18 protein-coding genes are annotated in these 20116 nt (G+C 35.8%); 9 read left to right on the top strand and 9 right to left on the bottom strand.

Features of this window, described 5'->3' with window-relative positions:
* The first annotated feature begins 138 nt into the window (after positions 1 to 138).
* Positions 139 to 1980 carry a carbon starvation CstA family protein gene (locus tag BUA89_RS00275; protein WP_178362408.1) on the top strand — a complete coding sequence of 614 codons (1842 nt, stop codon included), beginning with the start codon at positions 139 to 141 and terminating at the stop codon, positions 1978 to 1980.
* 88 nt (positions 1981 to 2068) lie between these two features.
* Here BUA89_RS00275 and BUA89_RS00270 read toward each other — a convergent pair whose 3' ends face one another.
* From BUA89_RS00270 to BUA89_RS00255, 4 genes are all read right to left on the bottom strand, one after another.
* Complete coding sequence (locus BUA89_RS00270) at positions 2069 to 2836, bottom strand: phospholipase D family protein (RefSeq protein ID WP_083531557.1); 768 nt, start codon at positions 2834 to 2836, stop codon at positions 2069 to 2071.
* A 154-nt stretch (positions 2837 to 2990) separates the two neighbouring features.
* A complete protein-coding gene (locus tag BUA89_RS00265) occupies positions 2991 to 3809 on the bottom strand; it encodes an alpha/beta hydrolase (protein WP_072953257.1) in 819 nt (272 codons plus the stop codon).
* Positions 3810 to 4011: 202 nt separating this feature from the next.
* Positions 4012 to 6345, bottom strand: coding sequence for an ATP-dependent helicase (locus tag BUA89_RS00260; RefSeq protein WP_072952628.1), 2334 nt, complete (start codon positions 6343 to 6345; stop codon positions 4012 to 4014).
* 152 nt (positions 6346 to 6497) lie between these two features.
* Positions 6498 to 7109, bottom strand: coding sequence for a short chain dehydrogenase (locus tag BUA89_RS00255; RefSeq protein WP_072952627.1), 612 nt, complete (start codon positions 7107 to 7109; stop codon positions 6498 to 6500).
* A 161-nt stretch (positions 7110 to 7270) separates the two neighbouring features.
* Here BUA89_RS00255 and BUA89_RS00250 point away from each other — a divergent pair, with 161 nt between their 5' ends.
* The 3 genes from BUA89_RS00250 to secG all read left to right on the top strand — a co-directional run bounded on the left by BUA89_RS00250 (position 7271) and on the right by secG (position 11162).
* Positions 7271 to 8584: a M16 family metallopeptidase gene (locus BUA89_RS00250; protein ID WP_072952626.1), complete on the top strand. Its 1314-nt coding sequence runs from the start codon at positions 7271 to 7273 to the stop codon at positions 8582 to 8584.
* A gap of 51 nt (positions 8585 to 8635) precedes the next feature.
* Positions 8636 to 10681 carry an insulinase family protein gene (locus BUA89_RS00245; protein ID WP_072952625.1) on the top strand — a complete coding sequence of 682 codons (2046 nt, stop codon included), beginning with the start codon at positions 8636 to 8638 and terminating at the stop codon, positions 10679 to 10681.
* Between the two features lie 133 nt (positions 10682 to 10814).
* On the top strand, positions 10815 to 11162 hold the full coding sequence (gene secG, locus BUA89_RS00240) for a preprotein translocase subunit SecG (RefSeq protein ID WP_072952624.1): 348 nt from the start codon (positions 10815 to 10817) through the stop codon (positions 11160 to 11162).
* 73 nt (positions 11163 to 11235) lie between these two features.
* Here secG and BUA89_RS00235 read toward each other — a convergent pair whose 3' ends face one another.
* From BUA89_RS00235 to recR, 5 genes are read right to left on the bottom strand one after another with little or no spacing between them, the layout of a single operon-like run.
* Positions 11236 to 12264, bottom strand: coding sequence for a WaaS/CpsH family glycosyltransferase (locus BUA89_RS00235; RefSeq protein ID WP_072952623.1), 1029 nt, complete (start codon positions 12262 to 12264; stop codon positions 11236 to 11238).
* The gene (locus BUA89_RS00230; protein ID WP_072952622.1) at positions 12261 to 13391 is read right to left on the bottom strand and encodes an NAD-dependent epimerase/dehydratase family protein; all 1131 of its coding nucleotides are present in this window, start codon (positions 13389 to 13391) and stop codon (positions 12261 to 12263) included. The genes BUA89_RS00235 and BUA89_RS00230 overlap by 4 nt, the downstream gene beginning before the upstream one ends.
* A 4-nt stretch (positions 13392 to 13395) precedes the next feature.
* Positions 13396 to 14223, bottom strand: a complete 828-nt coding sequence (locus BUA89_RS00225; RefSeq protein ID WP_072952621.1) for a glycosyltransferase family 2 protein — start codon at positions 14221 to 14223, stop codon at positions 13396 to 13398.
* Positions 14220 to 15383, bottom strand: a complete 1164-nt coding sequence (locus tag BUA89_RS00220) for a hypothetical protein (RefSeq protein WP_072952620.1) — start codon at positions 15381 to 15383, stop codon at positions 14220 to 14222. Before BUA89_RS00220 ends, BUA89_RS00225 begins: the two co-directional genes overlap by 4 nt.
* A gap of 28 nt (positions 15384 to 15411) precedes the next feature.
* Positions 15412 to 16026 carry a recombination mediator RecR gene (gene recR, locus BUA89_RS00215; protein WP_072952619.1) on the bottom strand — a complete coding sequence of 205 codons (615 nt, stop codon included), beginning with the start codon at positions 16024 to 16026 and terminating at the stop codon, positions 15412 to 15414.
* Positions 16027 to 16246: 220 nt separating this feature from the next.
* Here recR and BUA89_RS00210 point away from each other — a divergent pair, with 220 nt between their 5' ends.
* The 5 genes from BUA89_RS00210 to BUA89_RS00190 all read left to right on the top strand — a co-directional run bounded on the left by BUA89_RS00210 (position 16247) and on the right by BUA89_RS00190 (position 20110).
* Complete coding sequence (locus BUA89_RS00210) at positions 16247 to 16852, top strand: LURP-one-related family protein (protein ID WP_072952618.1); 606 nt, start codon at positions 16247 to 16249, stop codon at positions 16850 to 16852.
* Between the two features lie 17 nt (positions 16853 to 16869).
* Positions 16870 to 17361, top strand: coding sequence for a hypothetical protein (locus BUA89_RS00205; RefSeq protein WP_072952617.1), 492 nt, complete (start codon positions 16870 to 16872; stop codon positions 17359 to 17361).
* 125 nt (positions 17362 to 17486) lie between these two features.
* On the top strand, positions 17487 to 18932 hold the full coding sequence (locus BUA89_RS00200) for an aminoacyl-histidine dipeptidase (RefSeq protein ID WP_072952616.1): 1446 nt from the start codon (positions 17487 to 17489) through the stop codon (positions 18930 to 18932).
* 81 nt (positions 18933 to 19013) lie between these two features.
* The gene (locus BUA89_RS00195; RefSeq protein WP_072952615.1) at positions 19014 to 19529 is read left to right on the top strand and encodes a DUF2963 domain-containing protein; all 516 of its coding nucleotides are present in this window, start codon (positions 19014 to 19016) and stop codon (positions 19527 to 19529) included.
* Positions 19529 to 20110, top strand: coding sequence for an LOG family protein (locus BUA89_RS00190; protein ID WP_072952614.1), 582 nt, complete (start codon positions 19529 to 19531; stop codon positions 20108 to 20110). Before BUA89_RS00195 ends, BUA89_RS00190 begins: the two co-directional genes overlap by 1 nt.
* Positions 20111 to 20116 lie beyond the last annotated feature (6 nt).

Genomic DNA, 20116 nt, shown 5'->3' with positions numbered 1-20116 from the left:
ATAAAAACATAAATTTGCTAAATTAGTATACATATCAATATTTTTATATCTAAAATAATTAACTTGGCTATTGTTTAAATTATTCAAATTAAAACGACCAAAATTTTATATTTTTTATTTATAAAAAACTTAACTGATATGGATTCACTAAATAACATCAACGCATTAACCTTAGTTTTTGTTTCCGTACTGATTTTTGCTATCGCTTATCGTTTTTACGGAATTTTCATGGCAAATAAAGTTTTGAAACTTAATGACAATAACACAACTCCTGCTGTAGAATTTGCCGATGGAAAAGACTATGTGGCAACAAATAAAAATGTACTTTTCGGGCATCACTTTGCGGCTATTGCAGCAGCGGGACCTTTGGTGGGACCTGTTTTGGCAGCACAATTCGGCTATCTTCCCGGAGCTTTATGGATTCTGATCGGCTGTGTGTTGGGAGGTGGCGTTCATGATATGGTGGTTCTATTTGCCTCCGTTCGCCATAAAGGACAAAGTTTGGCAACCATTGCATCTAAAGAAATTGGGAAAACAACAGGAACTGTCGCAGGTTTTGCAATATTATTCATCTTAATTCTTACTCTTGCAGGGTTGTCTTTGGCTTGTATTAATGCCATGCACGAAGCATCCTGGTCGTCATTTACAGTGGTGATTACGATGCCAATTGCGATTATCATGGGATTGATCATGCGATACAGAAAAAACTCGGTAACATTTGCAAGTATTTTAGGCGGAATTCTTTTAATCGCAGGAATTATTGGCGGACACAATCTCATGCAGAACGAAACGATGAATAATCTTTTCTCTTGGCATATTACAACGATTTCCATCGCCATTCCGCTGTATGGATTTTTAGCTTCGGTTTTACCGGTTTGGCTGCTTTTGGTTCCTAGAGATTATCTTTCAACCTACTTAAAAATCGGAACGATTATCATGTTGGCTATTGGAGTAATTGTTATTCACCCGACAGTTCAAATGCCGGCCTTAACACAATTTGTAAACGGCGGAGGCCCTGTAATTGGCGGACCAGTTTTACCTTTTATTTTTATTGTGATCGCCTGTGGCGCAATTTCAGGATTTCACGCAGTGATTGCAACGGGAACCACTCCCAAAATGCTGAACAGAGAAAGAGAAATTCTTTTTGTCGGCTACGGAGCGATGCTGGTGGAAGGTTTTGTGGCTTTAATGGCTTTAATTGCCGCTTGTACTTTAATGCCAGGAGATTATTTTGCCATCAATACTCCGAAAGATTCTTACGATGCTTTTCTCGCTGCACATCCTTCTCTACATGGTGTAGATATTGATTATTTCTCACAAAGAATTGGCATCGATCTACATGGAAGAACAGGCGGCGCGGTTTCTCTCGCTGTGGGTATGGCTCATATTTTCAATAAAATCCCGTACATGGATCAATTAATGGCATATTGGTATAACTTTGCCATCATGTTTGAAGCCGTTTTTATCCTTACCGCAATCGATGCAGGAACGAGAGTAGGACGTTTCTTTTTACAGGAAATGTTGGGTTCTGTGATTCCAAAATTTAATGATAAAAACTGGACACCGGGAATTATTATCAGCAGTTTACTCTTCACTTTTGCCTGGGGATATTTAGTGTATACCGGAAATGTAAGCAGCATCTGGCCTTTATTCGGAATTAGTAATCAGCTTCTGGCAGCTTGTGGGTTGATTGTCTGTACAACCATGCTCATCAGGTTAAACAGAGGAAAATATGCGCTCTGTTCTGCAATTCCGGGAGTTTTTATGGCGATTATTACATTTTGGGCCGGATATATTCAGGTGATGACGATTTACATTCCGAAAGAACAATATTTATTGGCAACATTAGCAGTGGTAGCAATGGTTTTAATGCTCATTGTATTCATCGGAGCATTTAGAAAGTGGTATCAGCTTTTGAAAGTAGATAAAACAGAAATCGATTTTTACGGAGAATCAGTGAAAGAATTAGTGGAAAGGTAATTTTAAAATGGATGGTCAATACTCAATTTGCTTCGCAGTTAATTTAAAAATTCATAATTGACTGCAACGCAAATTGACCATTCACTTTTTAGTTGATTGGTTCTTCATACAACTGACTTCCCCAAAATTGGATATCCCTTTCGGGTATATTTGAATTGAAATAGATTTCTTTCATTTCTTCAATAATTTTGGCGACTGCATTCGGATCGGTGGTTCGGATTCTTGTCTCATGATTTTCTTTTACCCCACTTCCTGTAAAATTAAGAGAACCTAAATAAGCAATTTCATCATCGATAATATAAATTTTACTGTGAATAAAGGTTTTATGGGTAGAATTCCCGCTATTCGGAGAAACAAAAACTTTAAACGGAAATAACTGTTTGTAAGTATAATGATACACTTTTGTTCCCTTGATTTTCTTCACAACAGAATCTCTTATAAAAAACATCAAAACAACCAAAATAAAGCCGTAAGCCAATTTGAAATTGTTTAAAAGATACATCAAAGGAAGCAAAACGATACCCAAACCAATCATCGCAAAAAGCAAAGTCCCTGATAAACTCACGAGATGATCTCTCGTTTCTTTTGCCTTTTCGTCGATACTTTTATTTTGAATAATAAGTTTGTGGATATTTTTATCCTCTCCATAAAAATCTTCGATTTCATCACTGGTAATCAGTCTTATTTTGATGCCTCTTGAATGAAGATAAATGAGTTCTTTAATTAAAAACGGAGAAAGATAAGGCGAAACAATTTTCACGTTCTTCTTTGCATTTCTAATATCCTGCAGCAGCTTGGCTCCCGCTTGTTTTCCTATGTAAATATCACAGACCGCATTATTGTAGAACGTTCCCATTGTTTCGAAATCAATTTATTTTCACCCCAAAGAAATAAAAATTTAAAAACTTTGCAAAATAATTGGTGGGAAATTGGAAGCACGAAGCTTGAAGTCTAAAAATTGCATGTATAGCTTTAAACCTCCTGCTTTCCTCTTCCAACTTCAAGCCATATTACTTCTTCAATTTCTCGATCCTCTTAATTTCATTCAAAAGCAATGGAAATGCTGGTTGAGCCATTCCACCATGATCAAAGCCCTGAAGTTCGTATAAAGTCGTTTCTTTGTGACCTTTCAGCTTCATCATTCGGGCCATGTAGGCGTTTTCTTCGTATCGACCGAGCAATTCTTTTTCACGATCACCAGTAATTAAAAGCAGAGGCGGCGCATCGGCTCTGATAAAGTGAAGCGGTGCAAAATCATCAATTCTTGCATCCAGTTCATCGATTCCTTTTTCTTTTCTTGTGGTAAAATGCGAGATCATTTGTCCGCTGAAAGGGATAATTCCTGCCAGTTTATTAGCATCAATCTGATATTTATTTAAATAAGTTTTATCCAAACCTACCATAATGGCAAGATACCCTCCCGCAGAATGCCCGGTGATGAAAATTTTCTCATCATTTCCGCCGTATTTTTTAATATTGTTGAAAACCCATGCTGTTGCAGCGGCTGCATCCTCAATATACTTGGGAGCAGTTACTTTTGGCGAAAGTCGGTAATTAACAGAAATTACTGCAACCCCTTTATTCTTCAGCTCTTCTGGCAAATGTTTTTCTCCGCCTGTAATGCCACCACCATGAAACCAGATGATCGTTGAAAAATTCTTTATATTGGTCGGAATATAAACATCTAAGACACATCTTTCATTGATATATGCATCAGATTTATTTATTTTCTCATCGTAATAATGGATATTTTGAGCCGTTTTGTATTCCTGCGAAAATAATGGTGTGGAAAATAAAGTTATAATTAAAAATATCAGAATCTTTTTCATTTGAGAGCTTTTTAAGGTTTTTAAATATACGAAATTCATATTGTCTCAAATTGAGGTTATTCATTTAGTAAAGTTTTAAACTAAAATTCCCACAGATTTCACAGCTTGCACAGATTTTTTGTTTATTTTTTCTGTGAGATTTATGAAATCTGTGGGAAATATTTTGAGATCGCTTCGTCGCTTCGCTCTTCGCGATGACAATTTAGATCTTTGTCAATTTAGCATATTTCAAAATCAAATTTTTCTCGCCTTCATGCATAAAGACTACTTTTGCTTTGATATTCTGCGGATCGGTTCCGTCGAGGAAAGTTACTTCCCCAATTCCGAAACGGTCGTGTCTTACTTTATCTCCCACTTCAATATCTTGTGAAGAAGCGCCACTTGGGTTAATAATTTTCGCTGTTGCAACAGGTTTTAGTTTACGAGGTTCAGCGATTGGTTTTGAACTGTCTGATCTTTCGATGGTTTTCTTTTCAACCTTTTTAAAGCTTCTCATTTCAGAAGGATGCTCATCAAAAATATTGGATTTTACTCCTGAATTGTTGATGAAACGCTTCTCAATCGCAGGATTTACAAATTCAATATACTGCTCATCGATTTCACTTAAAAATCTTGATGGCTCTGCATCTGTAATTTTCCCCCACTGAAAACGGGAAACCGCATACGAGAAAAACACCTGCTTTTCGGCTCTCGTTAAAGCAACGTAGAACAAACGTCTTTCTTCTTCCAGATCTTCTCTCGTCGCCGAACTCATGAAACTCGGGAAAAGATTTTCTTCCAAACCAACCAAATGAACAACAGGAAATTCCAGACCTTTGGAAAGGTGAATCGTCATTAGCGAAACCATATCTTCCTCGTCATCTTTCACCTGTGTATCTGCAGAAAGTGCAATGTTTTCAAGGAAATTTGGCAAGCTTGGATCTCCGTCTTCCAGCTGCATCTGTTCTTCAATGAAACCCTGCATCGAGTTCATTAATTCCTGAACGTTTTCTACTCTTGAAATTCCTTCCGGAGTTTGGTCGTCTTTTAAAAATTTAATTAAACCGCTTCGTTTTGCAACTTCCATCGCAACATTGTAGGCTGTTTCAGTTTTTAGCAACACCTGAAAAGCTTTGATCATCGACCAAAAATCATTCAGCTTATTTAAAACACCATTATTTAAGCCTAACTGCGGAGCATACATCGGAAGGTTATTCAAAACCTGTGAAATGGAAATATTTTGTGAATCTGCAAAAACGGTCAGTTTATCTTGAGTTGTATTACCAATTCCTCTTACTGGATAATTAATAATTCTCATCAACGCTTCCGAATCATTTTCATTGATTAAAAGTCGAAGATAAGCGATCAGATCTTTCACCTCTTTCCTTTGGTAGAAAGAGAGACCTCCGTACACTTTGTACGGAATATTTTTACGTCTCAAAGCGTCTTCAAAAGCACGTGTCTGAGAGTTGGTTCTATACAAAATGGCAAAGTCACCATACTTTCTTTGTTCGCGGTTTCTGGTTTCCCAGATATTTCCGGCTACAAAATTCGCTTCATCGGCATCCGACATTGAGCGATATACTTTAATCTTGTCCCCTTCTTCATTTTCACTGAAAACATTCTTCTTGAACTGCTGAAGGTTCTTTGCAATCACAACATTGGCTGCATTCACAATATTCTGAGTAGAACGGTAATTTTGCTCCAAAGCCACCGTTACCGCATCAGGATAATCTTTCTTAAAGTTTAAAATATTATAAATATTCGCACCACGGAAAGAGTAAATTGACTGCGCATCGTCTCCTACCACACAAATATTTTCAAATTTTGAAGCTAATGCTTTTACAATCAGATACTGGGAATGGTTCGTATCCTGGTACTCATCCACCAAAATATATCTGAAACGATCCTGATATTTAGCTAAAACTTCCGGAAAACGAGTCAGTAATTCGTTGGTTTTTAACAATAAATCATCAAAATCCATCGAACCATTTTTGAAGCATTGCTCAACATATTTTTGGTAAATCTGCCCGATGAATTTCATGTTGGCTTTTTCGTCAGCCTCTATCAATTCTGGGTTTGCGAAATAGGCTCTTACGGTAATCAGGTTGTTTTTATAACTCGAAATTCTTGCCTGAACTTTTTTAGGTTTATACAAATCAGCATCAATGTTCATGTCTTTCAATACTTTTTTGATGACATTTAGTGCGTCCTGCTGATCGTAAATCGTAAAGTTGGAAGGATACCCTAAATAATGCGCCTCACTTCTCAGAATTCTTGCAAAAACTGAGTGAAAAGTTCCCATCCATAGGCTTTTTGCATTGCTTTGTCCCACTACTTTTGCGATACGTTCTTTCATCTCTTTTGCTGCCTTATTCGTAAAGGTCAGCGCCAGAATATTGAAAGGATCTACTCCATTCGTAATCAGATGCGCAATACGCATCGTAAGAACACGCGTCTTTCCGGAACCCGCTCCGGCAAGAACCATTAATGGTCCTTCCAACGTTGTAACGGCATCAAACTGTGATTCATTAAGTCCTTTCAAATAATCCTCCATGCTGCAAAAATTTTTGGGAACACAAAATTAGTGTATTATAAGGAGAATTCAAATTTTGTCTTTATAAGTTGAAAACGAGATTATTTTTTTAAATTAAAATAAAAAAGCAACATCACTTTGACATTGCTTTATTTCATCCATTAAATATCATTTCAAACTTTAATAATTCGTCCATTAAAAACTCCTGCAATAGATTTCTCATAGGCTTTTGCGACTTTCCAGGCTTCAACAGGAATAAATCCGGGGAAAAACGGATGATAACTTTTTGCTTCCTCCAAGACCGTCGGACTGATACAATTGATTCTGATATTTCTTGGCAATTCATATGAACTTGCCTTCACAAAACCTTCAATGGCACTGTTTACTGTAGAAGCAAGAATTCCTCCTGCAATCGGTTCGTCAGTCAAAATTCCTGAAATTAAAGTAAAAGAACCATTATCATTGATGAAAGGCAATGCCGTTCGGACAATATTAATCTGCCCCATCAGTTTACTCCCGAAAGAAAATTCAAAATCTGCATCTGTAAAACTTTCCAAAGAATCGAATTTTACATCGCCGGCTGCGTTGGCAACCGCATCAAAACTTCCGACAGATTCAAACAACTTTTCCAGGCTGTTTTTATCCTGAATATCGGCATTAAAATCTCCTGAACTTCTGGAAACACGGATGACTTCGTGTCCGCTTTCCTCCAGATTATTAGCAACTTCCTTCCCAATTGTTCCGCTGGAGCCAATTACAATAATTTTTAATTTTTTAGAATTCATTTTTTTAAAGATTGGGTTTGTTATTTAAAAGTAAGCATTTCAGAGGAAACATTTTTCATTTACAGATATTCCATCTTACGTGGGAATTTGGTAAAAAATCATTTCAGAATTGTAACAATTAAAGTAAATTTGACACTAATTGACAAAACAATTTCTACTTTATGAAAAAGCGACTTCTTTCTGTTGCTGCAGCGGCTTTCTTCGGAATAGCTCTGAATGCACAACAAATTAAATTCGAAGAGTATGACTTACCAAACGGTCTTCACGTAATTCTTCATCAGGACAATTCTGCACCGGTTGTAACAACTGGGGTAATGTACCACGTAGGTGCAAAAGATGAAGTAAAAGGAAGAACAGGTTTCGCTCACTTCTTTGAGCATCTTTTATTTGAAGGAACCCCAAACATCAAAAGAGGTGACTGGTTTAAAATAGTTTCTTCAAACGGAGGGCAAAACAACGCTAACACGACAAACGACAGAACGTATTACTACGAAACTTTTCCATCAAACAACGAGCAGTTGGGTCTTTGGATGGAAGCTGAAAGAATGCGTCACGCTGTCATCAATCAGATCGGTGTTGATACGCAAAGAGAGGTTGTAAAAGAAGAAAAGAGATTGAGAATGGATAACCAACCTTATGGAAATCTATTCACAACGATTCAAAAAAATTTGTTTACAAATCACCCATACAACTGGCCAACGATCGGTTCTATGGAAGATTTGAATTCTGCGAAATTGGATGAATTCCAGGCATTCTATAAAAAATATTACGTTCCCAATAACGCTACTTTGGTAGTTGCAGGTGATATCAAGCCTGAGCAGACTAAAAAATGGATCGAAACCTATTACGGAGGAATTCCAAAAGGAACTCTTTATCCAAAAGATTTTCCGAAAGATGCGCCTATCACTCAGGAAAAAGAGGTAACGGCAACAGACCCTAACATCCAGCTTCCTGCTTACGTTTTCGCATACAGAACGCCGGGTAATAAAGAAAAAGATGCTTACATCTTAGATATGCTTTCTTCTTATTTGAGCAGCGGAAAGTCTTCAGTTTTATATAAAAAATTGGTGGATCAGGAGAAAAAAGCGCTTCAGGTACAGGCTTTCAACCAAGGTCTTGAGGATTACGGAATTTTTGCATTCTTTGCGATCCCGATGGGGCAAACAACTAAAGCTACTTTACAGACTGATATAGATGCTGAAATCAAAAAACTTCAGACCACTTTAATTTCGGAGGAAGATTATCAGAAACTTCAGAACCAGTTTGAGAACCAATTTGTAAACTCGAACTCGAGCATTCAGGGGATTGCTGCTTCATTGGCAACCAACCACGTATTGATGGGTAATACGAATTTGATCAATAAAGAAATCGACATTTACAGATCGATCACAAGACAGGATCTTCAAAATGCGGCTAAAAAGTATCTTAATTCCAACCAAAGAATAATCATTAACTACGTACCTGAAAAAAAGTAATCAACTAAACTTTAGGGTTAAAAATGATTATTAAAAATTAAATTTTTACAAATGAAAAAGCAATTAACATATATAGCTGCAGCGTTTTTCTTCACAGGAATGGTTTCAGCACAAAAAATAGATCTTAATGCAATGCCAAAACCGGGGCCAACTCCCGCAATCAACATTGCTAAGCCAAAAACTTTCCAACTGAGCAACGGTCTTACGGTAATGGTTGTGGAAAACAACAAATTGCCAAGAGTAAGCGCAAGCCTTTCTATGGACAGACCTCCATATTATGAAGGAGCAGTAGTTGGTGTAAGCGAAATCATGGCAGAACAGTTCGAAAACGGAACAACAAACATGAGCAAAGATGATTTCAACAAAAAAGTTGATTATCTTGGTGCAAACCTTAATTTCTCTACAGGTGGGGCTTCTGCAAACTCACTGTCAAAATATTTCCCTGAGGTATTGGGTTTGATGGCTGATGCCATTATCAACCCTAAATTCTCTGCAAAAGAAATTGAAGACTCAAAAGAAAGAGCGGTTGAGGGATTGAAGTCTGAAGAAAAAAATGCTTCTGCTATCGCAGGAAAAGTTTCCAACGCTTTGATGTACGGAAAAAATACGTCAAGAGGAGAATTTGAAACGGTAGAATCTATCAACAAAATTCAGTTGGCAGATGTACAAAACGTGTATAAAAAATATTACGCTCCGGACAATGCTTATCTGGTAATTGTTGGGGATGTGAAATTTGACAAAGTAAAACCATTAATTGAAAAAGCCTTCAGTGGGTGGAAAAAGGCAAATACACCTATTTCTCAATTGGAGCCGGCTTCTAACGTTGCTAAAACTGAGATTAATGTAGTGGATGTTCCTACAGCAGTACAGTCAGTTGTTTCTTTAAACAACCTTAACAATTTAAAAATGAAGGATCCAAATTATTTTGCAGCAACGATTGCCAACTATATTCTTGGCGGCGGCGGTGAAGCAAGACTTTTCATGAACCTTCGTGAGAAAAATGGATTTACTTACGGTGCCTATTCAAACATGAGTGCCAGCAAATACTCTCCACAGTTTTCTGCCAGTGCAAGCGTAAGAAATGAGGTAACAGACAAGGCTGTTAAGGAATTTATGAACGAACTTAATGCTATTTCTACTGTAAAACCGGAAGAACTGGAAAACGCAAAAGCAAAACTGAAAGGGTCTTTCATTATGTCTTTGGAGCAACCGGCAACCATCGCAAGATTTGCATTAAACCAAAAAGTTCAGGACTTACCTGCTGATTTTTATACAAACTATCTAAAATCTATCGATAAAGTAACTGCAGCAGATGTTTCAAATGCAGTAAAAACTACTATTTTACCCAACCAAAGCAGAATTTTCATCGCTGGTAAAGCTTCCGATATTTCTGAAGGATTGGAAAAATTAGGCTATCCTGTAAAATATTTCGATAAAGAAGCCAATCCTGTTGCAAAACCCACTGCACAAAAAGTTGACGCTGCCGTAACAGTAGCTTCAATTGCAGATAAATACATCAATGCAATCGGAGGAAAAGCAAATCTTGATAAGATTTCTTCTTACACCGTAAATGCTTCAATGTCTATGCAGGGACAGAATATTGATTTGAAAATGACCAAAGCTCAAGGAGGAAAAGAACTTACTCTGGTAACTGCAATGGGGCAGACTTTCAGCAAGCAGGTATTCGACGGAAAAACAGGGTATTCTGAAGCTATGGGAAAAAAGACACCTGTAACAGCAGAACAGATTGCTGAAAAACAGAAACATCCCGAACTTTTCGAAGAACTTGGTTTTGCTAAATCTTCTGATTATAAAGTTGCAGGAATTGAAAAAATCGCAGGAGAAGACTCTTATGTTGTAAAAGGCGGTAACACTACGTACTACTACAGTGTAAAAACAGGCCTTAAAACAGGAGAAACGAAGACAGAGAAAATTCAGGGGCAGGAAATTACCATTCCTACTACGTTCTCTAATTATAAAGATGTAGCAGGAGTAAAAATGCCCTATACAATCAACGTATCCCAAATGGGAATGGACATGACGATGAATGTAAAATCCATCGATGTAAACCAGGCTAAAGATTCTGATTTTAAATAAAAACAAAGTCTTATCATCATGAAAACGGCAACAATTGTTGCCGTTTTTTATTTTTATCGATATTTGGAGGATTCTTTCTTTGCCATTCCACAAAAAAAGATTAAATTTGCCCATTCAAAAAGATATCAAATTAATGGATTCTATATTTATACTATTGATGGTTCTTATTATGATCGCCAGCATTTTACTGGTAATCATCGTTATGGCTCAAAATCCAAAAGGCGGAGGTCTTTCCAGTACTTTCGGAGGTGCATCTTCTGCTCAGTTTGGAGTACAGAGAACCAATGACTTTATGGAAAAAGCAACATGGACTTTAGGAGCAACGATTATCGTCCTTATCCTAATCAGCGTTGTTATCACAGGTAAACCATCAGCAGCAGCTCCTGCCCAGGTTCCGACTCAAAAAGAAGCTCCGGCTAAGCAAACTTCTGCGCCTGCTTCTACAACAACTCCGGCTCAGACTCCTGCACCGGCTAAATAATCAAATAATATTTTTACATACCAAAAAGCAACTCGACGGAGTTGCTTTTTTATTTTGTTTAAATTAATTTTTTTTATTTTCTGAACGAATTCCAGTACTCATCCTGATGTCTATCAAAAAAACATTCTATAAAAGAATCTAAAGACATTTTACGCAACACCTCCCTATCGATTTCTTTGAAATCTGTCTTAAAAAAATCAGGCTCTAGTTGGATATTTTCCCGGTCGACAACCAAAATATTATTCGGACAGTAAAAAGGATAATTTTTAATATCAGCATTGGTCGTAATCAGTTTTCTTCCTGATGCTAAAACTTCAAAAGTCCTGATCGTTAAACCATGTTGAAAAGGTTTATTAATATCTAAGACAGATTTCGTTTTTTTATAAAAATCAATGATCTGATGATGATTTAATTTATCAAAACTTACTTTGTCAATATCAAACTGTTTTAAATTTTTATCGATGAGCTTTTTCAATCTAAAAGCGATTCTTCCCATCGCATAGTAATAAAAGTAAGAGTTTAAATTAAGCCTGTCTGCAGCCGCTCTGATTTTTTCTCCTACAATATAGCGGTCTGTATGTGCACTTCCGATAAATACAACATCATATTCTGATGAACGATTATTTTGGTTTAAATTTTTATACTCTTCCAGATAAAACAATGGTCTGAAACTCAGGTTAAACTTCACAGAATCATTATATTCGAAAGTAAATTTTTTATCAAAATATTTAAGATGGGAAATTAAGTTCGGATACTCTGTTAATGGATCAAAATTATAGTAGATCATCTCCATTTCAGGATTGTTTTCTTTTATTTTCTCAAGAAAAAAAGTAGGGATGGCTTCCCCTTTTATTAAAAAGAAAAAATCGTATTGCTTACCGCGAATCTCACTTAAAATCCGGTTGTAATATTGATTTATTTTTAAATGATAGAACCTTTTATTAAAGCGGATAATTCCTTTGGAAATATTGGAGTTGGAAGGTCTTTCGTCATAAAAATCAACCTCAGCACCTAGCTCAGTCAATCTTTTTGCTATGGCTCTTTCATATTTAAAAAAACTGACGGATAAGAAAAGTATTTTTTTGTCTTTTAAATTGATCATTTTAAAAGTCCTTTTACTTTCATCTCCTCCAAAGATTCTTTGAATTTTACATCCTGAATATTCTGCTGCAGCACCCAATTGGTAAACTTCGACATTCCCTCCTCAAAGGATACTTTCGGCTGGAAATTCAGCTTCGATTTGATCTTGCTGATATCGGCAAAATTATGCCGTATGTCGCCCAAACGAAACTGCCCGGAAACATTGATTTCAAAATCGATATCGTAAAATTTCCTCAGGTTTTCAGCAACGGTAGTTACCGACGTTGAGACCCCCGTTCCGACATTGAAAATTTCTCCGTTTGCCGCATCGTTTTCAATACATTTTATTGTTGCCTCCACCGCATCATCAACATGAATAAAATCTCTGGATTCATTCCCGTCTTCAAAAACGTTGATATCGTTTCCATTCAATATCTGCGATGAAAAAATCGATAAAATTCCTGTATACGGATTCAGCAAAGATTGTCCTTCCCCATAAACATTCTGAAACCTTACTGCGACCGGAGCCAATCCCATCGAAGAACAGGCTGTCATCACCATCTGTTCCTGGGTATATTTTGTAATTCCGTAGATGGAAGTCGGGTGTATTTTTGATTCTTCATCAGTCGGAAGTGCCCTGAGCATCTGCCCATCCGGATATATGATTTCGAAAATCCCATTGCGCATTTCTTCTATATTTCTGGGTCTCGGATAAATCAATCCCAGTTCAGGATGCAGATATTTCCCCTCACCATACACGGCTCTCGAGGAAGCAATAATCACTTTTTTTATCTGATGCGGTTTATTTACCAAGAGATCCAGCATTTTTGCTGTTCCCGAAACATTCACTTCCGTATATTTTTCGATCTGATACATCGATTGTCCGGTTCCCGTTTCGGCCGCGAAGTGCACAATTACATCGTGCCCTTCCATTGCAGTTTCCCAATCTTCAAGATTAACAACATCTCCTTTAATGAAATTAACTTTCCCTAAAATACTTTTGTACAAAGGCGAATCTTCCTCAGGATTTTCTCCGTGAATCTGAGAAGAAAGATTATCTAATACCGTAACTTCATACCCCTTCTTCCTAAGCTCTAAAGATAACTTGCTTCCTATAAATCCGGCTCCTCCTGTGATGAGTATTTTCATGCTGCTATTTGTGAGATGTTTGTTTTTTTGTTTTATTTAAATTAAAATAAAAAGTTCTGAACAGCAAAAATAAATATTTTGTCCTGTAAAAAAGCCTAAATAAGATATATTGACTAAGATTTATTTTTTTTAGCAGATACATTTCCTTCAGATTCTTCTTAAAACCTTTCGCCATTTCCGGAAGGTTTGCCGATAATCCGGAAACTCCGAAACTTCTTTTTCCTTTTCCGATAATGACAAGACTTTCGCTTAAAATATACATTTTGTTCTTTAGCGAAATCTTCATCCAATAGTTCACATCTTCCGCATATCTTTGGTTATCATCAAAATATCCTGTATTTTCAAGCACTTTCCGTCTAAACATTACCGTTGAGGGCTGTGCTTCGTTCCTTATTAAAAGTTTTTTAAAAGTAATTTGTGCCAGTCCGTTTTTTATATGATAAGGAGAAAGGATTCTATTGTTATTCCTTGCTGTTGCCAGAAAATCCATCCCTGTTCCCATCTTCTCAAAATAATATATCTGTTTTTCTATTTTTGTGGGATTCCATTCGTCATCAGCATCTAATAAGGCAATATAGTCGCCTTTTGCAATTCTTAATCCTGTATTCCGGGCACTGGAAACTCCTCCGTTTTTTTGATTCAGTAAAATGATATCCATCTGCGGGTTTTCCTGAATATAATTTTCTGCAAGTATGGAACTTTCGTCTGTGGAACCGTCATTAATAATGATAATTTCAAATTCTTCCTGCGGAAAAGTTTGATTTTTTACAGAATCTAAAGCTGAAACGATAGACTCTGCGGCATTATACATGGGGACAATTACAGAGATCATTTAATTTCTTTATTATGGTTTTTAAACATTTCTAAAATCACAGTGATGATCACAAATGGCATACACATATTAAAAAAGCTCAGATCAAAAAAAGAATTTTTAATCATATTCGTGTAACCATATTCAAAGAAAAACATAATGAATGGCACAAAAACACAAATAAAAAGCAATATTCCTATCCAGAAAATTGTATCGTAAAATGATTTTACTCTAAATGACAAAATACAGGCAATTCCGATGTACGAAAGACTTAATATTAATGGCTGTTTAGCCCCTTGTATTATCAAAGGGTTATGTTCTAGGAAAACCTCAAGATTAGGAGCATTATGAAAAAAAATATATCCCAACGCAGAAATCGTAAAAATAAAAACAGCTATAAATCTTAGTTTTTCTTTACCTGAAAATTCAAAGAACTTTTTAATTAGTAAAATAGTTAGAGGAATAACAGATGAAAAGCGCGTCAATAAAACTAAAGCGGATAAAAATGAAACAATTTCCAATTTCATTATTTTCATCTTTAAAAACTTTCTCCAAATTAAATATACAAATCCTGTAATGATCATAAAATTAGAAAACAGATCACTTTTTACATACACTTCCCACAAATAGCTCGGAGAAAGAAAGAGTAAAATTAGTACTGCCAACCTTTGTCTATAATAGCTGAAAATTTTAAAAATCAAAAAAGTAAAAAATAGAAAAGTGAAAGGCTGCAAATATCCTACACTTCCGAAAAGCAGATAAAAAGGCATTCCCAACACAATAAGCATCGGAAGATTAGAAGATTCTCTTCCCATGTGATCCGGAATATTGTATGGATATTGCCCGTTGAAAATAGCCTTTATCCCAATTTCCATCGCGGACCAACGATCGACATTCAGAGAATTACCATCAACATTATAATTAAGGTAAATACTAAAAAGAAAAAATAAAATGACTCCAACTACAAAAAATAACTTATAGACGATATCTTTCAAGTTTATTTTAATATACAAAATACTTATTCCTGACACCATTACCAAGTAACCGCTCAAAAGTGGAATGATGTAATTTTCTCCGTATTTTATAACAAATAAAGAATTTACAATCAGGTAAACAAAAAATACACTGTAATTCTTAATATCTAAAAAAGCCGGATTCGAAGATACTTTTTTAATGTCCATGGATATTTGTGTCACTTTTTCTCTTTATCTAAGAATTTCCTTCATTATAAGGCAACCTATTCATAATCGATCTTCCCAAAGAAATTTCATCTGCATATTCCAGCTCGTCTCCTACGGAAATTCCTCTGGCAATGCTGGAAAAATTTACGTTAAAACTTTTAAATTTCTTATAAATATAATAGGCCGTAGTATCGCCTTCCATCGTTGCGCTTAAAGCAAAAATCAGTTCTTTTACTTTTCCTTCATTCAGTTTCTTTTCGATGCTTGAAATATTGAGTTGGTTCGGTCCTACACCTTCCATCGGTGAGATTTTCCCGCCTAAAATCAGATATTTTCCGGTATATTTTCCGGTATTTTCTATGGCAATCACATCGCGGACATCCTCCACAATGCAAATTACCTCATCGTTTCTCTTTTCATTGCTGCAGATTTCACAGATATCAAAATCAGAGAAATTATGACAGTCTTTACAGTATTTTATTTCGTTAACAAGATTAATCAGAGAATTTCCAAGGCTTGTAGCTCTGGAGTTGGGTTGTTTTAATAAATGTAATGCTAAACGCAAGGCCGTTTTCCTGCCAATTCCGGGTAAACCGGCAATTTCATCCACCGCCTTTGCCAATACTTTACTTGGGTAATCCATAAGACAAAAATAACGATAATAGTTGAAAAAAGAAGAGGATTGTAGGTATTCAGTTTTTAATGAATAAATAATCAAATATTCATTTTTAAAATAAAATTTTAAGGCTGTCTATAAATTATCATTACCAAAAAAATAACACTCATTCTTCACCACCTACCACTCCGAAGTCTAAAAAAATCTTATCTTTGAGCACTAAATATTAACTTGAAAAATAATACTAATGGCACTTAACAATTTAAATTATCCTCTGGATTTTAAATTTAAAATTACAACCTTTGCTAGCGACTTCAACATTACGGACAAAAACGGCAGTTATGTAGCTTATGTACGTCAGAAAATGTTTAAATTAAAAGAAGACGTTATCGTTTTCAATGACGAAAGTAAATCTAAGGAACTCTTCAGAATCAAGGCCAACCAATGGATCGACTTTAATGCTTCTTATTCTTTAAATGAAGTGGCTACCGGCAAAAACTTTGGAAGATTGGCAAGAAAAGGCATGCGTTCTATCTGGAAAGCAAGCTATGATATTCTGGATGCTAACGATCAGGCAAAATTTAAGATTCAGGAAGACAGCGCATGGGTTAGATTCTTAGACGGTTTTGTTGGAGAACTTCCTATTATCGGGATGTTTACAGGATATTTTTTAAATCCTACCTACACGGTAACCGGAGTTGACGGAAAAGCTTACTTCAAACTGAAAAAAATGCCTTCATTCTTTGGAAGAAGATTTCAACTGGATAGATTGATTGATATTAATGATGATGAAGAAAGTTCAGTAATTTTATCTTTATTAATGATGACGCTTCTTGAAAGAGCAAGAGGCTAAAACAAAAGCCATACACAATGAAATATTTAATCATCTTCGCTTCATCCATTCTTTTGGTTGCCTGTAAAAAAGATCAGCAGACCGTTCAAAATTCTACATCTGCGGATTCTGCGAAAGTAGTTCAGGATTCTGCAACTGCGAATACTTCTTCAGGAAAAATCCTAATTGAAGAATTTCCTTTTCCTACTGAAATTAAAGAATGTTCATGTTATTTTGCTAAAAGTAAATCAGACTTCGAAAACGAAAAATATATTTATGCTGATGATGCCGGGAAAACTGCTTATATGAAATTAGACGGCAAAAGACTGGCTATGAATCTTCTTTCTTCAAGTGATATGGAAGTAGACGAAGAACTGAGCAAAGAAATAGAAAGTGATGATTATAAAATTTCTGTAAAGGGCAAGAAAATAAAAGGCGAAGAAGCTTTATTATTTCAGGGAACACTGACTATCGAAAAACCAGATGGAACAGTCGTTACAATACCAATCTATGGTGAATGTGGCTGTTAAAAATTCAATTCATTGAACTGTAAAAGATAAATTTACTTTTGCAGTTTAACTTATTAAATAAAAAAGAATGCTCCTGAATTTCGGGAGCATTTTTTTTATCCGTAATTTTGAGAAAAATAAATTTCATGGAGCTATCTCATATAGAACCGCAGATTATCTGGAAAAATTTTTCCAAATTGAATGCTGTTCCAAGACCATCAAAAAAAGAAGAAAAAGTAATTGCCTTCATCAAGGAATTCGGTGAAAACTTAGGATTGGAAACAACTGTTGACGAAGTAGGAAATGTGATCATTAAAAAACCTGCCACTGCAGGAATGGAAAACCGCAAATCTGTGGTTTTGCAATCGCATCTGGATATGGTTTGCCAAAAAAACAATGATGTAAATTTTGATTTTGACACAGAAGGAATCAAAATGGAGATCGACGGAGATTGGGTAAAGGCAAAAGGAACGACTTTGGGTGCTGATAACGGTTTAGGAGTGGCAACCATTATGTCTATTTTAGAAAGTTCAGATATTCCTCATCCTGATTTGGAAGCACTTTTCACCATTGACGAAGAGACAGGAATGACCGGAGCTTTAGGTTTAAAACCAGGACAATTAACCGGACAGATTCTATTAAACCTTGATACAGAGGAAGATGACGAAATCGATATAGGTTGCGCAGGAGGAATTGATGTAACGATCTCTCAAAGCTACGAAACCGAAGCTGCCAACGGACAAACTGTAAGATTTGAGGTGAAAGGTTTGCAGGGAGGTCACTCCGGAATGGATATTCACAAAGGTTTCGGAAATGCGAACATTATTTTAGGAAGACTGCTTTACAAAGCATTGGAAAAAGAAAATATCCAGTTGATCTCTATTGACGGAGGCGGATTGAGAAATGCCATTCCAAGAGAAGGTGTTGCGATTGCCTCAGTAAGAAATGCCCAGGAATTTATTGAGGAAATTACCAACGGGCTTAAAAAGGAAATTTTAGAAGAATTTGCAAGTGTAGAGCCCAATCTTCAAATTAATATTGAAAATACAACGTCTTCTGAAAAAGCCATTTCTGAAGCAGATTCAAAGAAAATTATTCTGACATTAAAGTCCCTTCACAACGGAGTTTACAGGATGAGCCCGGATGTAAAAGATTTGGTAGAATCATCAAACAATGTGGCAAGAGTTGAATTAAAAGAAGGAGAATTAAAAATTTTAAACCTTTCAAGATCGTCCGTAGAATCATCAAAAGATTCTGTGGCTGAACAATTGAAATCTGTAGCAGAATTAGCTGGAATGAATACTTTTTTCAGTGGTTCTTATCCGGGCTGGAAGCCAAAACCCGGTTCTGAGATCGTTCAGTTGATGGAGAAAATCTATGTTGAAAAATTCAACGAGAAACCTCACGTTGTGGCTTGTCACGCAGGTTTAGAATGCGGAATCATCGGAGCCAATTATCCGGAAATGGAAATGGTAAGTTTCGGACCAACCATTCGTGGCGCTCACTCTCCGGATGAAAAAGCGAATATTCCTTCAGCACAGAAATTCTGGGCATTTACAAAAGATATTTTAGCGAATATTCCTCAAAAATAAAATTGTAAAATTGCTATATTGAATATCCAAAGTCGTTTTGATTTTGGATATTTTTAATTTTAATCAAACTAATATTTAAACATGAAATTCAAAATAGTATTCATTCTACTTTTGGCATTTATTAAGGGATATAGTCAGGAAAAAGTGACTATTGATGACCTTTATTTCGAAAACTATATCGCTTACCATAAATTAGATAACAAAAAATTTACAGGAACACTTCAGGATAAAAAGAAAAAGAATCACATCAAATGGGAAGAAATCTATGAAAACGGAAACCGAACAAAAATGCTAAGATATTTTAATATCTATGACAGACAGGTTATTTGTGATGAATTTATTTTTGATCCAGAAACAAAGCAAAAAATAAAACAGATTGGTTACAGCTCAAATGGCTTACAGTATTGGGAAACAGAATTTGATGAAAATCAAAAGAAAAAAAGTTTTAGTTTTTATAAAAACAATATTCTGTATACTTACGAAGAATTCAGAAACAATAAAAAACACGGAAAATGGTTTTGCATCAATAAAAATGGTATAAAATGTGAAACTGAATACGATAACGGAAAGAAAATAAATTCACAAACAAGTTTATAATGAAGAGCATCACAGTATTCTGCGGATCAAGCTTTGGTTCGGATGACATCTATAAAGAACAGGCAACTTTGCTAGGACAAACCTTAGCTAAACAAAATATTCAACTCGTTTACGGCGGCGCAATTACAGGTTTGATGGGCGCAGTCGCGGACGGAGCATTAAATGCGGGCGGAAAAGTAATCGGAGTTCTTCCTCACTTCTTACAATCCAAAGAAATCGCTCATAAACAATTAACAGAATTGATTTTGGTAGAAACCATGCACGAAAGAAAAACTAAAATGAATGACCTTTGCGACGGTGTAATCGTTCTTCCTGGAGGTTATGGGACTTTGGAAGAGTTTTTCGAAATGATAACCTGGGCACAACTCGGACTTCACAAAAAACCAATCGCTATTTTGAATATTGACGGCTTTTATGATGACTTGATTAGGTTGGTTCAAACAATGGTTAATAAAGGATTTTTGAAGCAAATCAATAGAGATATGTTGTTGATGAGCGATGATGTTAATGAATTATTAGAGATGATGAAAAATTATGAAGCTCCGACAGTTGGAAAATGGATTTCGAAGGATGAAATTTAAAATTAT

It is taken from the genome of Chryseobacterium arachidis (assembly GCF_900129245.1).
GTDB lineage: Bacteria > Bacteroidota > Bacteroidia > Flavobacteriales > Weeksellaceae > Chryseobacterium > Chryseobacterium arachidis.
The sequence above is the reverse complement of the archived record's forward strand: the minus strand, read 5'-3'. Positions and strand labels throughout refer to the sequence as shown.

Coding starts and splice junctions, on each gene's coding strand:
- BUA89_RS00275 (WP_178362408.1), top strand. CDS start 139: ATGGATTCACTAAATAACATCAACGCATTAACCTTAGTTTTTGTTTCC.
- BUA89_RS00270 (WP_083531557.1), bottom strand. CDS start 2,836: ATGGGAACGTTCTACAATAATGCGGTCTGTGATATTTACATAGGAAAA.
- BUA89_RS00265 (WP_072953257.1), bottom strand. CDS start 3,809: ATGAAAAAGATTCTGATATTTTTAATTATAACTTTATTTTCCACACCA.
- BUA89_RS00260 (WP_072952628.1), bottom strand. CDS start 6,345: ATGGAGGATTATTTGAAAGGACTTAATGAATCACAGTTTGATGCCGTT.
- BUA89_RS00255 (WP_072952627.1), bottom strand. CDS start 7,109: ATGAATTCTAAAAAATTAAAAATTATTGTAATTGGCTCCAGCGGAACA.
- BUA89_RS00250 (WP_072952626.1), top strand. CDS start 7,271: ATGAAAAAGCGACTTCTTTCTGTTGCTGCAGCGGCTTTCTTCGGAATA.
- BUA89_RS00245 (WP_072952625.1), top strand. CDS start 8,636: ATGAAAAAGCAATTAACATATATAGCTGCAGCGTTTTTCTTCACAGGA.
- secG (WP_072952624.1), top strand. CDS start 10,815: ATGGATTCTATATTTATACTATTGATGGTTCTTATTATGATCGCCAGC.
- BUA89_RS00235 (WP_072952623.1), bottom strand. CDS start 12,264: ATGATCAATTTAAAAGACAAAAAAATACTTTTCTTATCCGTCAGTTTT.
- BUA89_RS00230 (WP_072952622.1), bottom strand. CDS start 13,391: ATGAAAATACTCATCACAGGAGGAGCCGGATTTATAGGAAGCAAGTTA.
- BUA89_RS00225 (WP_072952621.1), bottom strand. CDS start 14,223: ATGATCTCTGTAATTGTCCCCATGTATAATGCCGCAGAGTCTATCGTT.
- BUA89_RS00220 (WP_072952620.1), bottom strand. CDS start 15,383: ATGGACATTAAAAAAGTATCTTCGAATCCGGCTTTTTTAGATATTAAG.
- recR (WP_072952619.1), bottom strand. CDS start 16,026: ATGGATTACCCAAGTAAAGTATTGGCAAAGGCGGTGGATGAAATTGCC.
- BUA89_RS00210 (WP_072952618.1), top strand. CDS start 16,247: ATGGCACTTAACAATTTAAATTATCCTCTGGATTTTAAATTTAAAATT.
- BUA89_RS00205 (WP_072952617.1), top strand. CDS start 16,870: ATGAAATATTTAATCATCTTCGCTTCATCCATTCTTTTGGTTGCCTGT.
- BUA89_RS00200 (WP_072952616.1), top strand. CDS start 17,487: ATGGAGCTATCTCATATAGAACCGCAGATTATCTGGAAAAATTTTTCC.
- BUA89_RS00195 (WP_072952615.1), top strand. CDS start 19,014: ATGAAATTCAAAATAGTATTCATTCTACTTTTGGCATTTATTAAGGGA.
- BUA89_RS00190 (WP_072952614.1), top strand. CDS start 19,529: ATGAAGAGCATCACAGTATTCTGCGGATCAAGCTTTGGTTCGGATGAC.